The organism is Actinotignum vesiculae (assembly GCF_051267215.1).
Taxonomy (GTDB): Bacteria; Actinomycetota; Actinomycetes; order Actinomycetales; family Actinomycetaceae; genus Actinotignum; species Actinotignum schaalii.
Window position 1 is genome coordinate 143596 of record NZ_JBOZGG010000003.1, and the last position, 23597, is coordinate 167192.

The window sequence follows — 23597 nt, forward strand, 5'->3', positions numbered from 1 at the left end:
TTAACTCCACGTTTTCCAACGGTTCACATTGACTCGATAGATACATATATGGCGACGTGTCCGAGCTGAGATGCGCCGAGCCATATTTTGACTTCACTACCTGATGGGAACAGATATGAAGCGTTTAGCGGGCGTCGCCCTGCTCGTTGCCGGACTCGCGCTGTCCGGATGCTCAACCAATCCGCCCTCCGATGCGGCTTCCTCCCCCGCCAGCGGCCCGGCCCCGGTTCAGAATGCGAACCCGGATGCTTCGGTGCACGTTGGTTTTATTTTGGAACCCACCGGCCTGGATCCGACCTCGGTTTCCGGCGCGGCCCTCGATCAGCTTGTTATCGATAATGTTTATGAAGGGCTCACTCGCCGCGCCGAAAATGGTGATATTTTGCCGGCTCTGGCCACCTCCTGGGATATTTCCGAGGATGGCCTCAATTACACCTTCCACCTGCGCGAAGGGGTGAAATTCCACGACGGTTCCGATTTTGATGCCGCGGATGTGGTGGCCACCCTGGAAGCTTCTGCTGCTGAGGGGTCGAAGAATCCCGATCATAAGCTCATGCGCACGTTTAAATCAGCGCAGGCTTCCGACCCGCATACCGTCGTCGTCACCCTCTCCGAACCTAATATGAATTTCTTGGACAGTATGTCCACGGACGCCGCGATGATGGTGCCCTCCGATAATACGGTCGATTTGAATAAGGAATCGAACGGCACCGGACCTTTCACCATCGGCGAGTGGAAGACCGGCTCCACCATTACCCTGGAGCGTAACGATAATTACTGGGGCGATCCGGCCGGCACCAAGGAAGTGGTCTACCACTATTATGCGGACCAGACCGCCGCCGCGAATGCGCTTGCCTCGGGGCAAATTGATATTCTCACCACCCAGAACACCGATACGGTGGAGCGTTTCGCGGCTGACCCGGCGATTATTACCTCGCAGGGCACCGAAACCTCGTGGATGACGCTCGGCTTCAACCACTCCAACCCGGCGCTGGCTAATAAGGATGTGCGCACCGCTATCCGCAAGGGTATCGATAAGGACGGCCTCATTACCGCGCTCGGCGGGACGATGGTGCGGGTCGGTTCCATGGTCTCCCCCGGGATGTCCTGGTGGAGCGATTCCCTCAACGAGATTGATTCGTATGATCCCCAAGCCGCCCGCGAGCTGCTCAAAAAGGCCGGTTTTGAGAATCTTTCCCTCAACCTGCGGGTGGCCAATAATTACGATTCGGCTATTTCCGAATATGTGGCCGCCCAGCTCAAGGAGATCGGCATTAATGTGACGATTGACCGGATGGAGTTTTCTAGCTGGCTCGATGAGGTCTACCGCGGGGGCAATTACGATCTGACCATGGTGCTCCACGTGGATCCGTGGACCCTCACCTACTATTCCAACCCCAGTTACTACTGGCATTATGACAGCGCGCAGGCCCAGCAGCTCAATAAGGAAGCGATGACCGCCAGCTCGCTGGCCGAACGCGATAAGAAGCTCGGTGAGCTGGCCGCTTTCGTTTCCGAAGATGCCGCCTCGGATTGGCTCTACAGCCCCAAGGCCATTATTTTCTCCCGGGAAGGGGTCTCCGGATTCCCGACCAACCGGACCGGTTCTCGTTTCTACGCCGCTGATATTCAGGTTGCGCGTTAATGGCTGAACCACTCGCGCTTGCGCAGGTGCCGGGGGTGCATGGCGCCTCCGGCACCGTGGACCGCGAAACGGTGCTCCGCACCACGACGTCGCGCACCGCCCGCATCGTGCTCGCCGCGCTGGGGTGGGCGGTGGCGGCGTTACTCCTCGCCTCCTTCGTGATTTTTTTCGCGCTCCACACCCTGCCCGGTGACCCGGCTGTCATTATGGGTGGCCTGGATGCTACCGATGCGCAAATTGAGACGATCCGGGCTGAGCACGGCTGGGATCGTCCGCTTATCATCCAGTATCTGAGCTGGTTAGGTGCCGCCCTCACCGGTGATTTCGGCACCTCCCCCTTTTCTTCTCTTTCCGTGACCCACGAGCTCGTCACGAAGCTCCAGGTCACCGTGCCGCTCGCGCTCATGTCCTTGAGTTTGGCGGTTATTTTTGCCCTTATTATCGGCGTGTATGCCGCGGCCCGTTCCACCACTCTGGCCGGGCGCCTAGTTTCCTGGCTTTCCCAATTGGGTATCGCGATCCCCACGTTCATCGTGGGGATGCTGCTCGTCATGTACCTGGCGACCCCGCTCCATCTTCCCTCCACCGGTTTCCCGCGCGAGGGATGGGGCGATCCGGGTGCGGCGCTCCGTAGCCTCATCCTGCCCGCCATTACCCTGGCGATTCCGCAAACGGCGGGACTGGTGCGCTACGTACGCTCCGCCGTGCTGGAACAGCTCGGCCAGGATTATGTGCGCACCGCCCGCGCCCAGGGGATGAGCCGCCGGCGCGCCCTCCTCACCCAGGCGCTGCGGAACGCCTGGCTCCCCCTCCTCGCCGTTATTGCACTCGACGCCGCTGCCCTCCTCATGGGCACCGTGGTGGTTGAACAGGTCTTCGCGCTTCCCGGCATCGGGCACCATCTGGTTGCCAGCGTATCGACCCGCGATATTGTTACCGTCCAAGGCTTCCTTATGGTGCTTTCCGGAGCGGTTATTCTCCTCATGATGCTCTCCAATGTGGCCTCCCGCCTCCTCGACCCGAGAGTGAGGTTGCGATGAGTACCCCGTCTCCGGCCCTGCGGGCTCTTTCGGCGGCTTCCCCGTGGCGGGCCCGGTTGCGGGCGCTGCTGCGTAATCCGGCCGGCTTCATCGGCACCGTGGTGGTGCTGGCGGTGCTGGCAACGTTCCTGCTGTCCTTCATCTGGGTGCCTTATGATCCCGAAAGTGTGGATGCGCGGGCGTCCTGGGCCCGCCCGAACGGGGCGCATTGGTTCGGTGCCGACCAGCTGGGGCGTGATATTTTCTCCCTCATGGTGCTCGGTTCGCGGGTCACGGTGCTCACCAGCGTGGGCGGGGCGGCGGTAGCCCTGGTGGTCGGGCTGCTTCTCGCCTCGATTATCGTCTACGCCCCGCGTTGGCTCGGTTCCCTGACGGAGCGGCTCACCGACGTATGGGTCGCGTTCCCCACCCTCATTATTGCCCTCATTCTCGTCACCGCTTTTTCTGGCTCCACCCTCACTTCCACCGTTGCTATCGGGCTGGGCTCCGCCCCGGCGGTCACCCGCACCGTCCTGCCTGAATTGCGCCGTGCCACCGCCTCCGATCACGTGCTCCTGGCGGTGGCCGCGGGCGCGCGTTCCTGGTGGATTCTTTCGCGTCATATTTTCCCGGCGATCACACCCACACTGATCGTGCGCGTCACCCAAATCATGGGAACGGCCACCCTGGCGGAAGCGGGGCTGTCCTACCTGGGGCTGGGCACCCCGCCGCCCACGCCATCCTGGGGGCGCATGCTCTCCACCTACCAGAGCTTCATGTATTCCCACCCGACGGTTATCCTCATTCCGGCCACCGCGATTGTCCTGACAATTATCGGATTTAACCTCTTGGGAGACGGCCTGCGCGACGTGCTCGATCCGCGCGGAAGGGAGACACGATGAGCCTTCTTGAGGTACGTGATCTCACCGTGGCTTTCGGTTCCACCGAAGTGGTGCGAGGAGTTTCCTTCACGGTGGAGGCCGGGGAGCGTGTCTGCCTTATTGGGGAATCCGGGTCCGGAAAATCGATGACGGCGATGGCGATCCAGGGGCTCCTCCCCCGGGCGGCGCGCGTGACCGGTTCGATTCGTTTCGAGGGGCGCGAATTGGTGGGCGCTTCGGATACGGAGTTCCAGAAAATTCGAGGGCGCCGTATCGGCTGTATTTTCCAGGAACCGCATACGGCGCTCAATCCGGTGGTGCGCATTAAGCACCAGTTGGTGGCGGCCTCGCGTATTCACACGGGATTAAAAAAATCGGCGACGACGCAGCGGGCCAGCGAGCTGGCCCGCATGGTTGAGCTCCCCAGCCCCGAGCATATTATTAACCGCTTTCCCCATGAGCTCTCCGGTGGGCAACGCCAACGCGTGGTTATTGCCATGGCGATGAGTTTGGCACCCGCCCTCCTGATCGCCGACGAACCGACAACCGCCCTGGATGCCACGGTGCAGGCCCATATTTTGCAGCTCATGGATGATGCCGCCCGCGAGCACGGCACCGCGGTTCTCATGATTACCCACGATATGGCGGTGGCCTACCACACCTCCGAACGCATCCTCGTGCTGCGCCGGGGCGAATTGGTGGAAGAAGGCAGCGCCGAAGATATTTTGCTCCGCCCCGTCCATCCCTACACCCAGGGCCTCGTGGCTGCGGCCCGCGCCACCAGCTTGCAACGCCCGGCACTGCGGGGCGGCGATGCGCAGCTGGGTAATCAGCGAGGCTCAATGGTGCCCGGAGGTGACCAATCATGACAAGCACACCGGAAAAAACCTGGGATCCGCGCGAGGCCGCCCTGCGCATAACCTCCCGCGCACCGTTAGAAAAAGACTGGCCCGTCGAAGCCGGGGACGTGCTGTTCAGCTGCCAGAACGTCACTAAATCTTACGGAAGCACCCTGGCCCTGGCACCCACGTCTTTCGACGTACGTGCGGGGCGGTCGCTGGGAATTATTGGCGAATCAGGCTCGGGGAAAACCACGCTTAGCCGCATGATGCTCGGCTTACTTGAGCCGAGCGGAGGATCGATCACCTACCGGGGCCAGGAGGTGCGCTACGGGAAGCTCGGGGTGACCCGGCTGCGCCACGAAGTCCAGCTGGTGCTGCAAGATCCTTTTGCTTCCCTCAATCCGCGTATGACGGTGGGCCGGATTATTGAAGAACCGCTGCGTCTGCTGCGCGTTCCCGGCAAACACCGGGAGATGGTGCGTGATGCGCTGGCCGCCGTGGACCTCAACCCGGAATGGGGCTCGCGCTATCCGCATGAGCTTTCGGGCGGGCAACGCCAGCGGGTGGCAATTGCACGCGCCGTGGCCTGCCAGCCCAAGGTTCTTATTGCCGACGAGCCCGTCTCCGCTCTCGACGTGTCGGTGCGAGCCACCGTCCTAGAGCTGCTCCATGATCTGCGCGCCCGCCTGGATCTCACCCTCATTGTCATCTCCCATGACTTGGGCATTGTCCAGAATCTGTGCGAGGACACCCTGGTGCTGCGCGGGGGCGCCGTCGTCGAATATGCCCCCACGGAGCAGGTACTGGAGCACCCGCGCCACCCGGCCACCCGGGAACTTATTGCGGCAGTGCCGCTGCTGCCCGAAGCGCCACGACAGGAGAATGCCGCGCCGCGCACCACGCCCGCCACGCCCGCCGTACCTGCCACGCCCGCCGTACCTGCCACGCCCGCCGTATCCGCCCCGTCCGCCGTACCTGCCACGTCCGCCGTGCCCGCGGTACCCGCCACGCCATCCGAGGGAGACGATGACCTATGAGCCTGCGCATCCTGCACCTGTCCGATACCCATCTTCTAGCCGAGCGCGCCCGCCATTACGGAAAAATTGACACCTCGGGGCTGCTGGAAGCGGCCGTGGCCGGCGCCGGCGAGCTCGCGCCCTGCCACGCCATCGTGGTCTCCGGGGATATTTCCGATGACGGCACCCCTGCGTCCTACGCCTTCGCGGCCCAGACCCTCGCCCCGCTCGCGCAACGGTGGGATGCGCCGGTGATCTGGGCCTGCGGGAATCATGACCGGCGCGCGGCGATGCGCGAGGCTCTCGGCCTGCCCGGTGCACCCCTGGACCCGATTTTTTCCATCACCGATATCACGGTGGGAGACGCGCGCTGGCGCTTCGTTGCGGCAGACAGCTCCGTTCCCGGGCGCGGCTTCGGCTACCTCGGTGAACAGATTCACCGTATCGAGGATGCCGTGACCAACGCCGATGTCGCGCCCACTGCGGGCGAGGCATCCACGGCGAGCGAGGCACCCACGGCGAGTGGGGCACCCACGGCGGGCGGTGCGCCGTCACCGGCCGGCGCCGGCGGGCACTTCCACGGGGCGGCCGACGCTCCGCTCCGCTCCGTCCTCGTCCTCCATCACCCGCCGTTAGCTGCCCCCACGGTGCTCCACGGGGCGCTGCGCCTCATGGACGCCCCGCGTCTGGCGCAGGGGTTCCAATCCTGGGAGGTGGCGCCCGACCTCGTGCTGGCGGGCCACTACCATCTGGCCGGGCGCGGGCGCGCTGGCGGGGTGCCGGTGGTAGTTGGCCCAGCCCTCGCCAATGAAACCACTCTCGGGCGGGGTCCCGAATGGGAAAGCGCGCGAGCCCGTTCAGCTTTTTCGGTGGTGCAGCTAAGCGAGGCCAGTATCCAGCAGGATATTACCTACCTGGATGGCTCCGTGGCGGCACCGTCTGGCGGCATGGAGCCGGGCGAGGAAATCTTTGCGTATAGTCCGGAAGAAGTAGTGGCTATCGGGAGGCGCGCCGGGCGGCCCGGCTGGAGCCCGAGCGACCCGCTGGCCTGGGACGGCCCGGGTTCCTACCTCCTGGAAAACACGCTTGATACCGGATCGAAAGGACAGTGATGACTTCCCCACGCCTGCCCCTTGGCCTGCATAATCTCCGTTCCCTGGGCGGCACCCCGGTGCTCGGCGGGCATATCCGCGAGCGCGCCCTGCTGCGTTCCTCCGCGGCGTTCCGCCACGATGACAGCCTGGGAGATTTTTTGAGAGAGCAGGGCATTACCGGCGTTATTGATTTGCGCGACGACGCTGAACGCGCCGGCACCACCAATTGGGCAGATTACGGAGTGAGCGTTGCCTCCGTGCCTATTTTCAATAATCAGCTTGCCCACCTGGAGTGGTCTGAGCTTGCCGACCTGTATATGCAGATGGCCCGAAATTTCGGTGGGCAATTGGCGCAGGCGGTCACCGCGGCGGCGGAGCTATCGGCCGAAGGCGGGGTGCTCATCCACTGCACTGCCGGTAAGGACCGCACCGGGGTAGTTACCGGGCTTATCCTCTCCATCCTCGGGGCGAGCCGCGAAACAATCTTGGCTGATTACCTTACTTCCGCCACGGCGCTGGGCGAGAGCTACCAGGAGGATCTTGCTTTCGTGATGGGGCGCGAATATATCCCGGGGGCCGCCGCGCACCGCGCCGTGTACGTGACCGAAGAAGCTTTGAGCGCCGCCACGGTGCGCATCGAAGCGGCCGGTGGGGCGCGCGAGTACCTCCTCGGGCACGGGATTGACCCGGCTGTTTTTGAGCTGTTGCGCGCCCACCTGGTGGAACCGGATACCAGCCGCTAACGGGGTTGTGCCCTGCCGACAGCACCGGCGCACCCACGGTGCCAGCCTCCCATCCCGACGGTGCCGGAGAGCGCCATGACGGTGCCCGAGCACCGCGCGCCGTAGCTGCGCCGTCGCCCCTCTCACGTATGGCGCAGTTTCCCGCAGCGCACGGGGCGTGAAACAATAGCCCTATGACTAGTTTTAACCAAGAGTCCGAACTCCTCGATCACACGGAGGTACCGGACCGTGCCACTCTCGACGGTCTTGAAACTACCTGGAGCGAGCGGTGGGAAGAAGAAGGCACCTATGCTTTCGACCGCACCGCTACCCGTTCCGAAGTATTTTCGGTAGATACCCCGCCGCCCACGGTCTCTGGCTCGCTGCATATCGGCCACGTTTTTTCCTACACTCACACCGATACCGTGGCCCGCTACCAGCGCATGCGCGGAAAATCGGTGTTCTACCCGATGGGCTGGGATGATAACGGCCTGCCCACCGAACGCCGGGTGCAAAACTACTACGGGGTGCGCGGGGATGCGTCTCTCCCCTACGACCCGAATTTTGTGCCCCCGCACCAGGGCGGCGCAAAATCCATTAAGTACGCCGACCAGGTGCCTATTTCGCGGCGTAATTTCATTGAACTGTGCTGGAAGCTATCCGAAGAGGACGAAAAGCAATTCGAAGCCCTGTGGCGCTACCTGGGGCTGTCCGTGGACTGGAAGCAGAATTACCAGACCATCGGAGAGAAGGCACAGAAGGTAGCCCAAACCGCGTTCCTGCGTAACCTCGCGCGTGGGGAGGCTTACCAGGCGCAGGCCCCGGGCCTGTGGGATATTACCTTCCAAACCGCGGTGGCGCAGGCCGAGCTCGAGGCCCGCGATTATCCGGGTGCCTATCATGCCCTGGCTTTCCACGGTGCGAGCGGCGATGTCGTCATCGAAACCACCCGCCCGGAGTTGCTGCCCGCCTGCGTGGCCCTCATCGCGCACCCTGATGACACCCGCTACCAGCACCTCTTCGGGACCACGGTGCGCGTGCCGATTTTCGATATGGAAGTTCCGGTGCTCGCCCATCCCAAGGCGGAAATGGACAAGGGCGCCGGTATCGCCATGTGCTGCACATTCGGTGACATTACCGACGTGGAGTGGTGGCGTGAATTGCAGCTGCCGCTGCACAATGTGCTTGGCAAGGACGGGCGCCTGGTGCGCGATACCCCCGAGTGGATTACCTCGGAAGCCGGGCGCGCCATGTACGCCCAGATGGCCGGGAAAACCACCTTCTCCGCTCGCAAGGCACTGGTGGAGAAACTCAAGGAAACCGGGGAAATGATCGGCGATGAGAAGCCGACCATGCGTAAGACCAACTTCTTTGAGAAAGGCGATAAGCCGCTCGAAATTGTTACCTCACGCCAGTGGTACATCCGCAACGGTGGGCGTTCCCACGTGGAAAGCAACGGCAAGGAGCTGCGCGATAACCTCATTGAGGCCGGCAACAAGCTGGCTTTCCACCCCGATTTCATGCACGTGCGCTACGACAACTGGGTCAAGGGGCTCAACTCTGACTGGCTCATCTCGCGCCAGCGTTTCTTCGGGGTTCCGATTCCGGTGTGGTACGAGATTTCGGAGAACGGCGAAGTAAAGTACGACGCCGTCATTACCCCGGAGGAATCACGCCTTCCCGTGGATCCTTCCAGTGATGTGCCAGCAGGCTATACCGAAGATCAGCGCGGTAAGCCGGGCGGATTCGCCGGGGAAACCGATATTTTGGATACCTGGGCCACGTCGTCGCTCTCCCCGCAGATCGCTGGGGGTTGGCTCACCGATGAGGATCTTTTCGAGCGCGTGTATCCCATGGATGTGCGCCCGCAGGGTCAGGATATTATCCGGACCTGGCTCTTTTCCACCGTGGTGCGCGCGCACCTGGAATTCGGGGACCTACCCTGGAAGCACGCCACGATTTCCGGGTGGATTCTGGATCCGGACCACAAGAAGATGTCCAAGTCCAAGGGCAATGTGGTGACCCCTATGGATCTGCTGGTGCGGCACGGTGCGGACGCGGTGCGGTACTGGGCTGCCTCCGCACGCCTGGGCGTGGACGCCGCTTTCGACGAAAAGCAAATGAAGGTGGGGCGCCGGCTGGCTATGAAGGTGCTCAACGCCTCGAAGTTTGCGCTGGGCATGGGCGGGGAAGGTTCACCGGTCTGCCTGGATGCCTCCCGTGTGACCGAGCCGATTGATCGGGCTCTGCTGGCCGATCTGGCGCGCGTGGTGGAGGAAGCCACCGCCGCTTTTGAGGCCTTTGATCACACCCGCGCTCTGGAGGCGGCCGAAACGGCCTTCTGGACCTTCTGTGATGATTACCTGGAGTTGGTCAAGGATCGCGCCTATTCGGATACGCCGGAGGCGGAGAGCGCCCGGGTGACGCTGGCGATTGCGGTGGATACCTTCCTGCGCTTGCTGGCGCCCTTTATCCCCTATGCCACCGCCGAGGTGTGGAGCTGGTACCGTACCGGCTCGGTGCACCGGGCGGCCTGGCCGGAGGCGGCGCCGCTGCGCGAGGCTGCGGGTTCCGGGAATGCGGAGCTGCTTGAGGTGGCTGGTCAGGCACTCACGGTGCTGCGCGGCGTGAAATCCGCGGCGAAGGTGTCGCAGCGCACCAGTTTCGCGCGGGTGGAGCTGCGCGGGAATACCGCACTGCTGGAGGAGGTGCGCGCGGACCTAGTGCGCGCCGCCCACGTGCGCGGGGAGCTCCGTTTCACGCCAGATACGGAGGCCGGCGAGCAGATCACCATCGGTGATTACGAGCTGGACGAGCCGGAGCCGAAGCAGAAGTAGCGTCGCAAGCACAACGGCGCAGCGCGCGTAACTCTGTGCGCAACTAAGTTAATCCGAGTGGCGGGTCTGCAAAAGCAGGCCCGCCACCCCTATTACACTCCCGTCACAGAATTCTCATATTTCCCCGATATTTTTAGCTAATATTACCCCTTCAAAAAACCACTGCTACAATAACCGTTGAGATGACAATTCCCGAAGTGCAGGGCCCTAAACATCCTGCACACTAAGACAAAGTTGAGCACTGAAGTTTATGTAAACGTTCGTATTGTTGAGGTGGTTAGATGACAAGTACCGGAAGACTCTTACAGGACACGCAAGTTCCTTTATCTGGAATACCCGCGACTCTAAGAACAACCGCAAGAGACGATCAGAACCCCATGGGTAGACAACCCGATCGACGTATTACAAGTCACTACGTGGCGAAGCATGCAGACGAGGAGAATGGTCACTTATTAACTGGAGTAACGTTAAAGGAAGAAGCTGAAATCCCCGAAATACTTCCATGCGACAAGGTTCCTCTTCGTTTAGTCGCATGGTCAGAGGCTCGAGCAACTGCCGAAAAATCTGAGGCGTGGCTCCACTTCTTCGAGGATGACTGTAAGTTCAGCACAATATGGGATGATTCCGACCAGTTATTCTCTACAGCAAAGGAATTTGCTGGAATAATTTCGCCCGATTTCTCTCTATACCTAGACGCACCTAACCTGATAAAAATAAAAAATACCTATAAAAACTACCTTTTGGGTGCGGCAGCGCAGGTTCGCGGAATTCCTACAATTGCAAATGTTCGAATGGCCGGTAGAGAATCCGCTTGGTACACGCTTGCCGGAACACCCCATAATTCCGTTATCGCCATTGGGCTACACGGAACGATCAAAAATCGAAAAAATCGAACAATCGTAAAAGAAGAAATCGAAGTAATCGTTAACACGGTTGAACCTAAAGGACTGTTGGTGTACGGCTCAAGCGCATACGGGGTTCTCGACTATCCCAAGAGCCTAGGTATCCCGATACACACTTTCGCTCCCGACACCTATATCCGTTCCCAGCATAGGAAGGCAGCATGAGCAAACCGCGAAGCTACATGTTTAACTACGATAGTGTACAACGGCGGTACGTGAAAGGATTCACCACTGAGGTGCACTTCGGCAAACAAGCCAAACATCTATCGGGACAGCCGGGATACGATCCCACTAAATCTACCATCACCTTAAATATCGTTGAAATCCAAAAGCTAATTGATCGAAAAGCCAGGACGGGAACATGGTTCGAACCAAACAGGGAAGTAATAGATTTCGGGAAGATAATAGGGATATATAAAAACGATAATGGAGAGGTAAATACCCCTACAACTCGAGGTACGATTCACTATTCGAAAAGCGGATGCCATCTTGTCCCAACACACCCTAAGGAGTAGCCATGTTCTCCTACTTCCATCCCGAAGAGGAATTCCAAGTCTGGAAAGTGGAAAACTATTGTCACCGTTACCCTCACGCTGTTCTTGATATTTCTTTCAACGATGGCGAACGCTATCGTGGGATGTTCGAAGCCGCTTATGACTCCGAGAATGGCGGCGATCTCGATATCGAGATGGATGATCCCCGATACGACGAATTCCACCAAATTGTTTTTGAGATATCAGAAATTATTCATGACGGCCCGCGGCGTTACCGCACCTACCTTTCAATTGATTACCGCGATTTCCCCACCCTTATTACTGATATCAATACCGGAGAAACCGTCTATTCGGCTCAGACCGACTCTTCACGTACATGAGAAGATTCTCATGATTGTTTCCTGGCCCCGTCATTTCGCTCCGGTGTACTTAGGGACATGACAACTCGTGTGAAACTTCTTGCCGTACTTCTCGGGCTGGCGCTCCTCGGTTTCTTGGGGATGCAGCTTGCCCACGCCGTGAGCGGGAGCGGCACCCAGTCCGTGGGCCCCGCCGTCACCGTCACGGGGCCGTCCTCCCCGTCCGCTGGCGCCACTGGCGCCACTGGTGCTGGCAGCACCATTTCAGCTTCTTCGCCCACGGAGCGCCCGCCGCTCAACAACGCACAGCGCGCCACCCTGCGCAGTCTTTTGGTTGATGTGGCCGAAAATGCGCACCTGTTCACCGGTGATGCCTCAAATAGTACGACGACGCCGCCCGCGGGCGCTGCCCCGTCCCCCGCTAACGTCGCCCCGGCACCGGCCCCAGTTCCCGCCCCGGCAGCGCCGGCACCCGCGCCGCAGCGGGTAGCACCGGCTCCCGCGCGCCCCGCACCGCCCCAGTACTCCGATAATGACTGGGACGATGATGACGCGGATGACGATGATTGGGATGATAACGACGATGACGACTGGGACGACGAGGATGACGACTAGACCAGTCGCACACCTCAGCACTACCGCCTGAGCTAGCAGCCCCGTTCCTTCGCTGAAAAGGCCCCGCTGCCTTAGCTCAGGCGGTAGCCCATTCCGCGCACCGTTTCGATGCGGTCCCGCCCGATTTTCCCGCGCAGGTAGCGCACGTACACATCCACCACATTGGAACCGGGATCGAAATCGTAGCCCCAGACCCGGGAGAGGAGTTGCTCGCGGGAAAGCACTTGCCCCGGGTGGCGCATGAAGGTTTCGAGTAGAGTAAATTCGCGCGCGGACAGCTCCACCTGTTTCCCGCCCACGTGGGCGTGGTGGGAGAGTAAATCCAGGATGATGCCGCCGTGGGAAAGCTGGGTGGCGGAGCTAGCTGGTGCCGGGGTGGCTGCGGCGTCGCGCAAACGTAAACGGATACGCGCGAGCAGTTCTTCGAAAGAAAAAGGTTTCGCCATGTAGTCATCGGCTCCGCCCTCGAGCCCGGCTACGCGGTCCGTTACGGAGGTGCGGGCGGTGAGGAGAATAACCGGGGTGTCCAGGCCTTGCCCGCGCAGGCGCTCGAGCACCGCGAAACCGTCAATATCCGGCAGCCCAATATCCAAAATAATAAGATCGAAAGGAGTATGAACAGCCAGATCAACGGCCTGCCCACCGCTTGATGCGGTGGCGGAAGTGTAGCCGGCTGCTTTCAGGCCCTTCGCAATAAAGCGGGCAATGCGCTCTTCGTCCTCGACGATGAGGATGGTGCTCATCATGCTCCCTTCTCCGTCTGTGAGGCTATCACGAACCCCGGTAAACGCTGGGCAAACTCAAAGTGAATACGGAGCCCTCCCCCACCCGCGAGCGCACCGTGACTTCCCCGCCGTGAGCCCGGGCGATGGAGCTAACAATCGCGAGTCCGAGCCCGGAGCCTTCCGAACGTCCGGTATTACGCCCACGCGCGAAACGCTCCATGATACGGGTCGTATCCTCCGGGGCGATCCCGCACCCGGCGTCGCGCACCGTGAAACTCACCCGCCCCGCTACCACGCTTGAGGAAATCTCCACCGGGGTGCCTTCTTCGGAGTATTTGACCGCGTTCGCTGCCAATTGCAGCACCGCTTGGGTGATGCGCTCCGGGTCCAGGTACGCCTGCCCGCTGGCCACGGCGCCCAGGTTCCAGGCGCGCGGGCCCAGCCCGGTGGCTTTATCGATGATCCGCTCCGTGAGCGCGGCTATATCAACCTCGCTAGGCACCACAAAATCGGATCGCTCGGCTTTCGCGAGGGTGAGTAAATCCCCAACCAGCGAATTCATGCGGTCGAGTTCTTCGAGGGCGAGGGCGCGGGTATCCGCGGCATCGCTCGGATCGTTGGCATCCATGAGTTCCAGGTGTCCACGCACGATCGTGATGGGGGTGCGTAGCTCGTGCCCGACGTCGTCTAAAAGTTGGCGCTGATCGGCGTCCATGGTTTCCAGGGAATCGAGCATGGTGTTCATCGCCGTTGATAGCCGCGCCAGGTCGTCGCGTCCTTCCACCGGGACCCGCCGGGACAAATCCGCATTGGCGGTAATATTTTCGGCCGTGGCGCGCAGTTGCTCCACGGGGCGCAGCAGCTGCCCCACCAGTCGCCACGCGATGGCGACGACGCCGATGACGGCCACCAGGTAGACCACCGCCAGCACCGTCATCAGATTCCAGATACGGGCACTGATGACATCAAGAAGGTAGACGTGCACGAGCGCGCCGGGCTGCGAGCCGGAAAACTGCACCGGTACCACGATATAGCGGTATTCGCGCTGGGCCCCCGCGTAGGTCCCCATCGTTATCTCAGCGTTCCGGGTGAATGGGAGAAGATGGCGCACCAGTCCGGTGTCTTCCTCGGGGCGCACCGGGCTGGTATCGCCGCCCACCCAGGCGACTCGCCCATCCACAATCCCCATTTCTCCTTCGGCTTCGGAGAGAACGGTGCGCGAGAGGTAGGTTTCGATGAGCTGGGATGGCCCGGCAAAGGGTTGCCCGGTTTCCGGATCGACTCCGTTTTCGGCCAGCACCCGAAATTCGTCCGCCACCCGCACCAGGGTGGCATCCACCTGGGCGCGCCACATACGGCTTTCAGTGAGGACGACGGCGACACCGGTTGCCGCCAGCACGACCGCGACGAGCGCGACCATGGTGGCGGCAATCCGAAAACGAATCGTAATAGGACGTGATGTCACATTGTTTCCCGTTCGACGGCGGCGGGCGGGAGCGCCACGGTGTGCACGCCCGTTCGTTCCAGCTTATTCCATTCGCTGGCTTTTCCGCGTATTTCTAGCCAGATCGCTCGCACCGTCGCGGCGCTCATCATCCAGGAGAAAGGGAGCCACAGGGGTAGGGCGGGAAGGAAGCGCAGGTCGCGCCAGGCCCGATCCAGGATCAGGGAGAGCACCGTTACGCCCAGCGCCATCACCAGCCCCGCTCCCACCAGTACATTCATCCAGTGCGGAGCCGCGCCGCCGAGTGCTGCCACCGCCCACACCGCGAGGGTGACGACCTGGAGCACCGGGGCCACGATGAGCGAGAAAAGATTAATGGGCAGGTAGGCATCAATGGGGCGCCGCCACGGGGAGGTGAGGCGGGAACGGTGGATGCGAGCGGTCTGAATAAGGCCCCGTTGCCAGCGCACTCGCTGTTTCCACAGTGCCGGCAGAGTGGCGGGAACCTCGGCCAGCACGAGGGCATGGGGCGCGAATTCCACGTCCCAACCGGCGAAGTGGATCCGCCAGGTGAGCTCCAGATCCTCCCCCAGGGTATCTTCCCGGAAGCCACCTACCCGGCGCACCGCATCAGCCCGGAATGCCCCGGAATTTCCTGCCACGATGGGCAGCATTCCCACCAGTGCCAGGGCACGGCGCGTCATACCGGTTCCGACGTGGGTCATGAGGGCGAGCAGCGCCGTGAGCGGACCGGTGATATTGACCGGCTGGTCGTTCCCGCATACGGCGCCCACCCCGGGGTGGCGGAACCCTGCCAGTAACTCCGGAATGGTGGTGGGTGTGAAGAGTCCGTCAGCATCCACGAAGATGAGGATCTCTCCGGTGGCGTGGGCAATACCGAGATTGAGGGCGCTACCTTTGCCGCCGTTCGGCTTGCTGAGGAAGGTGACGCGCGGATCGCTGGTGAACGGTGCGGCAACGGCGGCGGTGGCATCGGTGGAACCATCATCGACGACGATCACTTCCAGGCGGCGCCAGCCGGTGGCGAGGATGGAGCGCAGGCACGCGCCGAGCACCACCTCTTCGTTGTAGGCCGGGATAATCACCGAGACTTTGGTGTGTGCACCGTAAAGCGGGCGGGACCGCTGGCGCATCTCCCCCAGGATGGCAGCCGGGTACATTATCCAGGTCACCGCGGTGAGGATGAGGGTGGGTACGGCAAGAATAAGAAGCAGGGTGGTCATGCCATCACCTCAACGGTGCTGCGAGGTGCCGAAGCAGGCTCCGCGGGTGTGTAAGTCTCCAGGAGCGCGTCAAGTAATTCGGGGGCGTGGGCGCTGTGTGCGCCGAAGCGGGCATTGATTTCGATGAGGGCGGGGCGACCTTGGGTATCGCGGCGGATACCCACATCTGCTGCTCCGCTCAGACCCACCGCCTGCGCCGCCGCGAGCGCCAGCTCGGCAACGTCCGGGGCATTCACCCGCCGGACCCCGGTCGCGTTCCCGTGCTGCCCGGAGGCCAGGCTGGTTTTTTCTAGTACGACGACGGTGGGGCAACGCCGCGCACCGTCCCGCGCGCCGCTGATCACGTCGCCTCCCGCACCGTTCACTGCCCCGTCGCGCGGTGAGCTTCCCGGGGCGGGCAGGTAGAGCTGCGCGCAGTATTCGGTGCCGGGGAGGAAGGCGGAGACCATTTCGGTATCGCGCAGTGGCATGGCGGGTGGGAATGTTGTTTCCAGGCGTACCCCGCGCCCGCCGCGCGCCACTCGCGGGCGTACCACGTAGGGGAAGCCGAGCCAATAAGCGCCTTCCTCGGTGAGAGTGGGAGCCTCCAAACTGCGCGGCACGGCTAGGCCGCTACTCTCCGCTACCCGGTGGGTGAGCCATTTATCGGCGGCGATCGCCACCGCGGCGGTGGGGGCTACCGCGATGCGGGCGCGGTGGAGCAGCGCGGTGCGCAGCGGTGCGAGGACGGAGAGTTCTTCATCCACGGTGGGGATGAGGAGGTCAATCGAGTATTCCTCGCAGATGGCGGCCAGGGCGCTCACAAAATCCGGGGCCGTGGCCGGCGGGCATTGCAGGATTCTGAGGCCATCGGGGCGGGGACGGGGTGCCATATCGACGCCGAGCACTGGAATCCCGCGCTCCCTCAGCTGGGTGAGGAGGGAGGAGCCGGCCGGGCCGCTGGCCCCGGTAACGAGCACCCGCGGGCGGGAACTGAGAGGAGAATGATTCATCATGATGGTCCTTAGATAAGAAGAGGGGAACGGGGCAACGGTGCAGGCACGGGGCAACGGCGCCCGCGGCGCGCGCAGGCACGGGGCGCCAGCGCCCAGGGCACAGCCAGGCACCCCGGGCTGAGAGCACGCCACGAAGATTTAGAGCACACCCCGGAAAGCGGGAATGCGCATCGCCTCAAAAGCTTCAGCAGCCTCCATTTTGGCTTGTTCGCCCCGGAAATTAGCTTTGGCGGTGAGCACGTCGCCGGCCATATACGGCTTGTCCATCTGGTCGGCGTGGATGGCCACCCCGGCGCTTTTCACCCCGGTGTAATCGGTGATATCCACGAATACCTGCGGGGAAAAGTTCGCGGTGGCAGAGGGCGATTCGTAGCAGAGAATCGCCGGGTGGCGCCGCCCGGCACGCATGGTGGCGCGGTGCACGGCGGTGTGATCCTGGTGCTGGTCATGGGCCGAATGCGTGAAAATAATATCTGGATTGAGAGTGCGGATTTTTTCTTCGATAGCACCGGTGAGGGTATTTTCATGCTCGGCTAGGCGAGTATCGGGCAGGCCGAGGGTGCGCAGCGAGGTCAGCCCGAGGAAAGTACCGGCACGCTGGGCCTCCCCGGCCCGCTCCCCGGCATTGCCTCCCACCGCACCGTCCGCGGCCACGATGGCGTGAATCTCATGCCCGGCATCAGCCAAGCGCGCCAAGGTACCCCCGCAGGCTAATTCCAGATCATCGGGATGCGCCCCGACGGCGAGGATACGGCGCGTAGGTGCCGCCGCCCCCACCGGAATCCAGCCGCTGATAAGAAGAACAAGCTGGGTGGCCAGCGCCGCAACGGAGCCCAGGCTCACCCACCGTTCCAGGTTCCCGGGCGCATTCCCGCCCAGCAAGGCGATATTAGCCGGGACGAGGAGGAAAGCACTCCCCAGCGTGAAAAGCTGGAGAGGCCGGAAGGCGCGGATGCGTCGTCGTACCGAAGTTTCAAGAAGGACAACGGATAGTGCCGTTACGAGAAGGAGCACGGCAAGCAGAGCATTCATGGAGATCGTCATGGCTCCAGTGTTCCGCCCCGTGTTAATATCGCGGTGAGGAGGTGATGAGAACTCTCTCATCGCGCCTCCACCCCCGTTTCCCGCGCGTGCCGTACACTTTACTTACTCACGCGTAACCTTGAGGAGAATCATGGCCGAAATCGAGCGGACTGAAGTTTTCACTCCCGGAAAGATTCATATCACCGATGAAATGACGATTCCGTGGGTTTTCCGTAATATCGCACGCGAACAGCCCGAGCGCACCGTGGTGGCGCGCAAAGCCTCGCTGGGGCAATGGGTGCCGGTGGCGTGGCGGACTTTCGAATCTGAGTATCGCGCGCTGGCACGCGGTTTTATTGCGATGGGCGTCCAGCCCGGGGATCGTATCGCTCTCATGTGCCACACCCGCTACGAATTCTGCGTGGTCGATTTCGCGCTGTGGTCCATTGGTGCGATGGCCGTGACCGTGTACGAAACCGATTCCACGGAGCAGGCCCGCTGGATTGTGGAGGATGCGCACTGCCGCTTCGCCGTCGTGGAAAATCAGCAGATGGCCGCGGTTATGGCGCCGTTCCGGTCCGATTTTGATTTCTTCACCGATATTTTCGTTATTTCTGACGATGACCTGGCCCGGATTTCCGCGCGCGGCACCATGGATCTCGACGCTGAGATTGACCGCCGTATCGATGCGATGCATGCCGACGACGAAGCCACCGTCATCTACACCTCTGGCTCCACAGGTCGGCCCAAGGGCGTGGTGCTCAGCCACCGTAACCTGCTGCACGTAGTTATCAACGGGCCGCTGGATGATAACCTCGCCCCGATCCTTTCCGGCGAGAAACGCACTCTGCTCTTCCTCCCCATGGCCCATGTTTTCGCGCGTTTCATTAACCTGGTGGCCTTCTACGCGGGTAATACCATCGGGCACTGCCCCGATACCCACAATCTTGTTGAGGACATGAAGTCCTTCAAGCCGCATTATATTTTGGCGGTGCCGCGCGTTTTCGAGAAGATTTACAACGCCGCGGATGCCCAATCCACCGGCGTGAAGCAGAAAATTTTCCGCTACTACGCGAAAGTTGCTATCGCCTATTCGCGGGCCCTCGATAGTGCAGCCGGGCCTTCGCTGGCGCTGCGGGCCCAGCATGAAGTAGGCGAACGCCTCGTCTACTCCAAGATCAAGGACATTACCGGCGGGAACCTGGAGAATGTAATTTCGGGCGGTGCGCCGCTGGGTGCACGGCTCGGGCATTTCTTCCGCGGCATCGGAATTAATATTTTTGAAGGCTACGGTGCAACGGAAACATCCGCGCCGACCACCGTGAATCGCTTCAACCACCAGCGGATCGGTTCGGTGGGTCCGGCCTATCCCGGCTGCCACGTGGCTATTGATACCGACGGCGAAGTGCTCGTCAAGGGCGATCACGTTTTCCACAAGTACCTGAATAATCCGGAAGAAACCGCCAAGGCGTTTACCGAAGATGGCTGGTATCGCACCGGGGATCTCGGCAAGATCGAAGATGGCTTCGTGTGGATTACCGGCCGGAAGAAGGAGCTTATTGTGACCGCCGGCGGTAAGAACGTCTCCCCCGCAATCCTGGAGGACCGCCTGCGCGGCCACCCGCTGATTTCACAGGTGGTCGTGGTGGGCGACCAGCGGCCTTTCGTGGGTGCGCTCATCACCCTGGATGCGGAGATGCTTCCCATCTGGCTGAAGAATAAGAATCTGCCGGCCATGTCCGTATCGGAAGCCGTGCACGATCCGCAGATTATCGCCTCGGTGGATCGCGCCATTAAGCGCACCAACGAAGCGGTCTCCCGCGCGGAATCCATCCGCAAATTCGTTATTCTGCCCATTGATTTCACCCCGGAGAACGGCTACCTCACCGCCTCCCTCAAGGTGAAGCGCACCGCGGTGCTCCGTGATTTCGCCACCGTGATCGGGCGTGATATTTACGGGGATAAGGGCGATAAGAACCGCGATTAGCGCTTAGTTGAGCTGCGAACGGGGGCGTGGGCTACGTAGTCCACGCCCCCGCTGCGTTTCTCCCGGTGTTGTGCGAAGCTAGTTCACGCCTTCATCCTCAGCTTCACGCTCACCGCGGTCAGCCTGAACAACGCGGTCATCCTGAACAGCGCGAGAAGCACGGGAAATCCGCTGGTGCTCCTCGACCGCGCGCGAGGTGATGACATTATGTACCCTCACCGCGAAATCGGGATCCAGCCCGGCCCCGCGCGCCAGCTCGGCAATCCGGGCATGCTGAACACCCTCACGAGCCATATCGCGGGCCGGAAGCCGGTAGCGGTCCTTGAGGCGCCCCACGGCATCGGTCACCTGCTTGCGTTGCCCCAGCAGCTCAATAAGCTGGGCATCCAAAACGTCCAGGCGTGCCCGCAAGGCCCCGAGCTCCGCGGCGCAGCGCTCCTGCTGCTTCTCCCGCGCATCCGTGCCCGGCACGCCAGCGCCATCACCACCCGGGGTACGCCGCGCCTCTTCGCCACCCATTAGGCGCTCTTCCGTTGCGCCGCGGAAACAATCTCCACCGGCGCGCCGTCGGTGACCGCCGCGCGGGTCACAATCACTTCCCGCACATCCTTCCGGGAAGGCACATCAAACATGGCCGGGCCGAGCACCCGCTCCATGATGGAGCGCAGCCCGCGCGCCCCGGTGCCCCGTTCCATTGCTTCACGCGCCATGGCTCGCAGTGCCTCGTCCTGGAAAGTCAGGCGCACCCCGTCCAGCTCAAACATGCGGGTGTACTGCTTGACGAGGGCATTGCGCGGCTCGGTGAGAATCTGCACCAGGTCGTCTTCTCCCAGGGCTTCCACCGTTGCAATAACGGGCAGGCGCCCCACCAGCTCCGGGATAAGGCCGTATTTGTGGAGGTCCTCCGGGGTGACCTGCGAGAGCATATCCGAATGGGCGTCGGCGTCGTGCAATTGTGCCCCGAAGCCGATACCGTGACGTCCAACGCGAGTGGAAATAACATCCTCCAAACCCGCAAAAGCCCCGGCGCAAATAAAAAGAATATTCGAGGTGTTGATCTGGAGGTATTCCTGCTGGGGGTGCTTGCGCCCGCCCTGCGGCGGCACCGCTGCGACCGTTCCCTCCACGATTTTGAGGAGCGCCTGCTGCACGCCCTCCCCCGATACGTCACGGGTAATGGAGGGATTTTCAGATTTGCGGGTGATTTTATCGATTTCGTCGATGTAAATAATGCCGGATTCGGCTTTTTTCACATCATCACCGGCCGCCTGCACGAGCCGCAATAAAATATTCTCCACGTCTTCGCCCACGTACCCGGCTTCGGTGAGCGAAGTGGCATCCGCAATCGCGAAGGGCACATCGAGCATGCGCGCCAGCGACTGGGCAAGATACGTTTTCCCAGTTCCGGTGGGTCCGAGCAACAGAATATTGGATTTGCCGAGCTCAACGGTATCTTCCCCGTCGGCGGGGCGCGGCGCTGCTTTCGCACGCAGCCGCTTGTAGTGGTTGTACACGGCCACGGCGAGCGTGCGTTTCGCGGCATCTTGCCCCACCACATACTCATTCAAAAACGCGTAAATATCAGCGGGAACCGGGAGCTCATTCGGGGAGAAACCGTCGTTTTCTTTCCCGAATTCCTCGGCGATAATCTCATTGCACAGCTCGATGCATTCATTGCAAATATATACACCCGAACCGGTGATAAGTTTCTTCACCTGGCGTTGGGTTTTCTGGCAGAACGAACACTTGAGAGCTTCTGCTGCATCGACGGTCGCCATGTTCCTCCTTGCCTCGCGGCCGCGCCGTACGCGCGCCTTCCCTATTTCACCGCATCCGCGCCCAAAGGTCACGTTCCCACGCGGGGCGCCCGGTCAGTGAGATGTACGACGACGCAGCTCCCGCGCCGTGCCCCGCCGCCCCATGCACGTGAGCGGGCAGGAGCACCCGGCCCCTACCCGCCCATGATACGCGCTACCGCCCGAAGCTACAGCCCGGAGCACGAGCGCGAGAATCGTATTAACCGTTGGTTACGACATCCGCATTTTTACGCGATTCGAGCACGTTATCCACCAGGCCGTAATCCTTAGCCTGCTGGGCGGTGAGGATCTTATCGCGCTGGATATCCGCCCGCACCTCATCGGGAGACTTCCCGCTGTGGTGCGCCAGGGTATTGACGAGCCATTCCGTCATGCGGTCAAGCTCATCAGCCACGATGGAAATATCCGTGGCCTGGCCTTGCATGCCCTCCATCGCCGGCTGGTGGATGAGCACCCGGGCATTGGGGAGCGCCAGGCGCCGCCCCGGGGAGCCGGCCGCCAGCAGCACCGCCGCCGCGGAAGCCGCCTGGCCCAAGCAGACGGTCTGGATTTGCGGCTTGATGTACTGCATCGTGTCGTAAATAGCGGTGAGCGCGGTAAAAGAACCACCCGGAGAGTTAATGTACATGGTCACCGGGGAGTTCGGGTCCATCGATTCGAGGACGAGCAGCTGCGCCATCACATCATCGGCCGAAGCGTCATCCACCTGTACCCCGAGGAAAATAATGCGATCCTCGAAAAGCTTCGTGTAGGGGTTGGAGCGCTTGTACCCGTAGGGGGTGCGTTCTTCGAAATCGGGAAGCACGTAGCGGCTGGAGGGCATCGGGCCCGCGCTACCGTGGCCGAAACCGGCGCTCGGTACGTTGCCAACGCCGGGAACGGAACCGGCGCCGTAGCCGGCAGCCATCATGGCGGGCAGGTTACCCGCGGCTCGGAAATTCATCGTCATGAGAGCTCCTCCCCCGCGTGGCTGGCTTCGAGTGCGCCGTCGTTATTATCGCTATTCGGCTTCTTGAGCATGACCTGCGAATTGGAAATAATGTGGTCCACGAAGCCGTATTCCAGTGCTTCCTGGGCGGTGAACCAATGGTCGCGTTCGGAATCTTCCAGGATCTGTTCCAGCGACTTACCGGTGTGCTTGGCGTTGAGCCCGGCCAGTTCTTCTTTCATCTGCAAGATGAGGTTGGCGTTGATGCGAATATCGGCGGCCACCCCGCCGGCACCGCCCGAAGGCTGATGCATAAGGACGCGGGTATGCGGGGTGATATAACGCTTGCCCTTCGTGCCAGCTGAGAGCAGGAATTGGCCCATCGAGGCTGCCATGCCCATCGCCACCGTCACAACATCCGGCTGAACATACTGCATGGTGTCAAAAATGGCCATACCCGCGGTGACCGAGCCACCCGGAGAATTAATGTACAGGTAAATATCGCTCTCCGGATCCTCCGCGGCAAGGAGCATCATCTGGGCGCAAATCTGATTCGCATTATCGTCGCGAACTTCCGAGCCGAGCCAAATGATTCTTTCCTTGAGGAGGCGCTGGTAAACAGCATCGCCGAATGCTGAAGGCTGGTTATTATCCCGGCCTTCCATGCGAGGTGATGTGGTCACGGTTTTCCTTCCTCGGAACCTCCACGCGGAGATTCCATACTCGTATGCGACTTTAACGCCCGCGGGCCGCCGTGATCATCCTGGCTCGAGACTTTTTCGCTGATGGCGCATGGTTGGCGCCGTCACGGTGACACGGGGCGACGGCGCGCACGGTGCCACGCGCCAGCATGGCGACGCAGCGTTACGGTGCCACGCGCCAGCATGGCGGCACAGCGCCACGGTGCCACGCGCCAGTGCCCCGCCACGGCGCCGCAACCGAGAAAACGAGCGGGAGGGCGGCGAGCTAATACTCGCTGCCCTCCCGCTGAAAAGGTGGCTAACTACT

At 61.7% G+C, this 23597-nt stretch carries 22 protein-coding genes; 13 read left to right on the plus strand and 9 right to left on the minus strand.

All coding sequences use genetic code 11. From position 1 onward, the window contains the following. The first annotated feature begins 103 nt into the window (after positions 1-103). The 12 genes from ACRQHG_RS02930 to ACRQHG_RS02985 all read left to right on the plus strand — a co-directional run bounded on the left by ACRQHG_RS02930 (position 104) and on the right by ACRQHG_RS02985 (position 12426). A complete protein-coding gene (locus ACRQHG_RS02930) occupies positions 104-1645 on the plus strand; it encodes an ABC transporter substrate-binding protein (RefSeq protein WP_435719454.1) in 1542 nt (513 codons plus the stop codon). Next, positions 1645-2685, plus strand: a complete 1041-nt coding sequence (locus ACRQHG_RS02935) for an ABC transporter permease (protein WP_435719455.1) — start codon at positions 1645-1647, stop codon at positions 2683-2685. The genes ACRQHG_RS02930 and ACRQHG_RS02935 overlap by 1 nt, the downstream gene beginning before the upstream one ends. Beyond that, positions 2682-3566, plus strand: coding sequence for an ABC transporter permease (locus ACRQHG_RS02940; RefSeq protein ID WP_435719456.1), 885 nt, complete (start codon positions 2682-2684; stop codon positions 3564-3566). The genes ACRQHG_RS02935 and ACRQHG_RS02940 overlap by 4 nt, the downstream gene beginning before the upstream one ends. Beyond that, positions 3563-4414 (plus strand): ABC transporter ATP-binding protein, encoded by an 852-nt coding sequence (locus ACRQHG_RS02945; RefSeq protein WP_435719457.1) that lies wholly within the window; start codon positions 3563-3565, stop codon positions 4412-4414. The genes ACRQHG_RS02940 and ACRQHG_RS02945 overlap by 4 nt, the downstream gene beginning before the upstream one ends. Beyond that, positions 4411-5424 carry an ABC transporter ATP-binding protein gene (locus tag ACRQHG_RS02950; RefSeq protein WP_435719458.1) on the plus strand — a complete coding sequence of 338 codons (1014 nt, stop codon included), beginning with the start codon at positions 4411-4413 and terminating at the stop codon, positions 5422-5424. The genes ACRQHG_RS02945 and ACRQHG_RS02950 overlap by 4 nt, the downstream gene beginning before the upstream one ends. Further along, positions 5421-6515 carry a metallophosphoesterase family protein gene (locus ACRQHG_RS02955; RefSeq protein WP_435719459.1) on the plus strand — a complete coding sequence of 365 codons (1095 nt, stop codon included), beginning with the start codon at positions 5421-5423 and terminating at the stop codon, positions 6513-6515. The genes ACRQHG_RS02950 and ACRQHG_RS02955 overlap by 4 nt, the downstream gene beginning before the upstream one ends. Next, positions 6515-7240 (plus strand): tyrosine-protein phosphatase, encoded by a 726-nt coding sequence (locus ACRQHG_RS02960; RefSeq protein ID WP_284889702.1) that lies wholly within the window; start codon positions 6515-6517, stop codon positions 7238-7240. Before ACRQHG_RS02955 ends, ACRQHG_RS02960 begins: the two co-directional genes overlap by 1 nt. A 173-nt stretch (positions 7241-7413) precedes the next feature. Next, a complete protein-coding gene (valS, locus tag ACRQHG_RS02965) occupies positions 7414-10056 on the plus strand; it encodes a valine--tRNA ligase (protein WP_435719460.1) in 2643 nt (880 codons plus the stop codon). A 281-nt stretch (positions 10057-10337) separates the two neighbouring features. Next, positions 10338-11123: a DUF4417 domain-containing protein gene (locus ACRQHG_RS02970; RefSeq protein ID WP_435719461.1), complete on the plus strand. Its 786-nt coding sequence runs from the start codon at positions 10338-10340 to the stop codon at positions 11121-11123. A gap of 17 nt (positions 11124-11140) precedes the next feature. Then, the gene (locus tag ACRQHG_RS02975; RefSeq protein ID WP_435719483.1) at positions 11141-11473 is read left to right on the plus strand and encodes a polymorphic toxin type 50 domain-containing protein; all 333 of its coding nucleotides are present in this window, start codon (positions 11141-11143) and stop codon (positions 11471-11473) included. Positions 11474-11475: 2 nt separating this feature from the next. After that, a complete protein-coding gene (locus tag ACRQHG_RS02980) occupies positions 11476-11832 on the plus strand; it encodes a hypothetical protein (protein ID WP_435719462.1) in 357 nt (118 codons plus the stop codon). Positions 11833-11889: 57 nt separating this feature from the next. After that, positions 11890-12426, plus strand: coding sequence for a hypothetical protein (locus ACRQHG_RS02985; protein ID WP_435719463.1), 537 nt, complete (start codon positions 11890-11892; stop codon positions 12424-12426). 71 nt (positions 12427-12497) lie between these two features. On the opposite strand, the gene ACRQHG_RS02990 is transcribed toward ACRQHG_RS02985, so the two are convergent. From ACRQHG_RS02990 to ACRQHG_RS03010, 5 genes are all read right to left on the minus strand, one after another. Continuing rightward, on the minus strand, positions 12498-13169 hold the full coding sequence (locus ACRQHG_RS02990; protein WP_435719484.1) for a response regulator transcription factor: 672 nt from the start codon (positions 13167-13169) through the stop codon (positions 12498-12500). Positions 13170-13197: 28 nt separating this feature from the next. Then, positions 13198-14616, minus strand: coding sequence for a sensor histidine kinase (locus ACRQHG_RS02995; protein ID WP_435719464.1), 1419 nt, complete (start codon positions 14614-14616; stop codon positions 13198-13200). Continuing rightward, a complete protein-coding gene (locus ACRQHG_RS03000) occupies positions 14613-15839 on the minus strand; it encodes a glycosyltransferase family 2 protein (RefSeq protein ID WP_435719465.1) in 1227 nt (408 codons plus the stop codon). The genes ACRQHG_RS02995 and ACRQHG_RS03000 overlap by 4 nt, the downstream gene beginning before the upstream one ends. Further along, positions 15836-16834 carry an ATP-grasp domain-containing protein gene (locus ACRQHG_RS03005; RefSeq protein WP_435719466.1) on the minus strand — a complete coding sequence of 333 codons (999 nt, stop codon included), beginning with the start codon at positions 16832-16834 and terminating at the stop codon, positions 15836-15838. The genes ACRQHG_RS03000 and ACRQHG_RS03005 overlap by 4 nt, the downstream gene beginning before the upstream one ends. Positions 16835-16972: 138 nt before the next feature. Continuing rightward, on the minus strand, positions 16973-17878 hold the full coding sequence (locus ACRQHG_RS03010; RefSeq protein WP_435719467.1) for a PIG-L deacetylase family protein: 906 nt from the start codon (positions 17876-17878) through the stop codon (positions 16973-16975). Between the two features lie 130 nt (positions 17879-18008). On the opposite strand from ACRQHG_RS03010, the gene ACRQHG_RS03015 reads away from it, so the two are divergent. Then, the gene (locus ACRQHG_RS03015; protein WP_284889709.1) at positions 18009-19844 is read left to right on the plus strand and encodes an AMP-dependent synthetase/ligase; all 1836 of its coding nucleotides are present in this window, start codon (positions 18009-18011) and stop codon (positions 19842-19844) included. A gap of 78 nt (positions 19845-19922) precedes the next feature. Here ACRQHG_RS03015 and ACRQHG_RS03020 read toward each other — a convergent pair whose 3' ends face one another. The 4 genes from ACRQHG_RS03020 to ACRQHG_RS03035 form a co-directional block, all read right to left on the minus strand. After that, positions 19923-20363: a chorismate mutase gene (locus tag ACRQHG_RS03020; RefSeq protein WP_435719468.1), complete on the minus strand. Its 441-nt coding sequence runs from the start codon at positions 20361-20363 to the stop codon at positions 19923-19925. Next, the gene (gene clpX / locus ACRQHG_RS03025; RefSeq protein WP_087071028.1) at positions 20363-21622 is read right to left on the minus strand and encodes an ATP-dependent Clp protease ATP-binding subunit ClpX; all 1260 of its coding nucleotides are present in this window, start codon (positions 21620-21622) and stop codon (positions 20363-20365) included. The genes ACRQHG_RS03020 and clpX overlap by 1 nt, the downstream gene beginning before the upstream one ends. 238 nt (positions 21623-21860) lie before the next feature. After that, the gene (locus ACRQHG_RS03030) at positions 21861-22484 is read right to left on the minus strand and encodes an ATP-dependent Clp protease proteolytic subunit (RefSeq protein ID WP_051278253.1); all 624 of its coding nucleotides are present in this window, start codon (positions 22482-22484) and stop codon (positions 21861-21863) included. 122 nt (positions 22485-22606) lie between these two features. Next, positions 22607-23254, minus strand: a complete 648-nt coding sequence (locus ACRQHG_RS03035; RefSeq protein ID WP_039898292.1) for a ClpP family protease — start codon at positions 23252-23254, stop codon at positions 22607-22609. Positions 23255-23597: the final 343 nt, after the last annotated feature.

Bases quoted from the DNA above. Each gene is read 5' to 3' on its own strand.
- ACRQHG_RS02930 (WP_435719454.1), top strand. From the start codon at position 104: ATGGGAACAGATATGAAGCGTTTAGCGGGCGTCGCCCTGCTCGTTGCC.
- ACRQHG_RS02935 (WP_435719455.1), top strand. From the start codon at position 1,645: ATGGCTGAACCACTCGCGCTTGCGCAGGTGCCGGGGGTGCATGGCGCC.
- ACRQHG_RS02940 (WP_435719456.1), top strand. From the start codon at position 2,682: ATGAGTACCCCGTCTCCGGCCCTGCGGGCTCTTTCGGCGGCTTCCCCG.
- ACRQHG_RS02945 (WP_435719457.1), top strand. From the start codon at position 3,563: ATGAGCCTTCTTGAGGTACGTGATCTCACCGTGGCTTTCGGTTCCACC.
- ACRQHG_RS02950 (WP_435719458.1), top strand. From the start codon at position 4,411: ATGACAAGCACACCGGAAAAAACCTGGGATCCGCGCGAGGCCGCCCTG.
- ACRQHG_RS02955 (WP_435719459.1), top strand. From the start codon at position 5,421: ATGAGCCTGCGCATCCTGCACCTGTCCGATACCCATCTTCTAGCCGAG.
- ACRQHG_RS02960 (WP_284889702.1), top strand. From the start codon at position 6,515: ATGACTTCCCCACGCCTGCCCCTTGGCCTGCATAATCTCCGTTCCCTG.
- valS (WP_435719460.1), top strand. From the start codon at position 7,414: ATGACTAGTTTTAACCAAGAGTCCGAACTCCTCGATCACACGGAGGTA.
- ACRQHG_RS02970 (WP_435719461.1), top strand. From the start codon at position 10,338: ATGACAAGTACCGGAAGACTCTTACAGGACACGCAAGTTCCTTTATCT.
- ACRQHG_RS02975 (WP_435719483.1), top strand. From the start codon at position 11,141: ATGTTTAACTACGATAGTGTACAACGGCGGTACGTGAAAGGATTCACC.
- ACRQHG_RS02980 (WP_435719462.1), top strand. From the start codon at position 11,476: ATGTTCTCCTACTTCCATCCCGAAGAGGAATTCCAAGTCTGGAAAGTG.
- ACRQHG_RS02985 (WP_435719463.1), top strand. From the start codon at position 11,890: ATGACAACTCGTGTGAAACTTCTTGCCGTACTTCTCGGGCTGGCGCTC.
- ACRQHG_RS02990 (WP_435719484.1), bottom strand. From the start codon at position 13,169: ATGAGCACCATCCTCATCGTCGAGGACGAAGAGCGCATTGCCCGCTTT.
- ACRQHG_RS03000 (WP_435719465.1), bottom strand. From the start codon at position 15,839: ATGACCACCCTGCTTCTTATTCTTGCCGTACCCACCCTCATCCTCACC.
- ACRQHG_RS03005 (WP_435719466.1), bottom strand. From the start codon at position 16,834: ATGATGAATCATTCTCCTCTCAGTTCCCGCCCGCGGGTGCTCGTTACC.
- ACRQHG_RS03010 (WP_435719467.1), bottom strand. From the start codon at position 17,878: ATGACGATCTCCATGAATGCTCTGCTTGCCGTGCTCCTTCTCGTAACG.
- ACRQHG_RS03015 (WP_284889709.1), top strand. From the start codon at position 18,009: ATGGCCGAAATCGAGCGGACTGAAGTTTTCACTCCCGGAAAGATTCAT.
- ACRQHG_RS03020 (WP_435719468.1), bottom strand. From the start codon at position 20,363: ATGGGTGGCGAAGAGGCGCGGCGTACCCCGGGTGGTGATGGCGCTGGC.
- clpX (WP_087071028.1), bottom strand. From the start codon at position 21,622: ATGGCGACCGTCGATGCAGCAGAAGCTCTCAAGTGTTCGTTCTGCCAG.
- ACRQHG_RS03030 (WP_051278253.1), bottom strand. From the start codon at position 22,484: ATGCCCTCCAGCCGCTACGTGCTTCCCGATTTCGAAGAACGCACCCCC.
- ACRQHG_RS03035 (WP_039898292.1), bottom strand. From the start codon at position 23,254: ATGGAAGGCCGGGATAATAACCAGCCTTCAGCATTCGGCGATGCTGTT.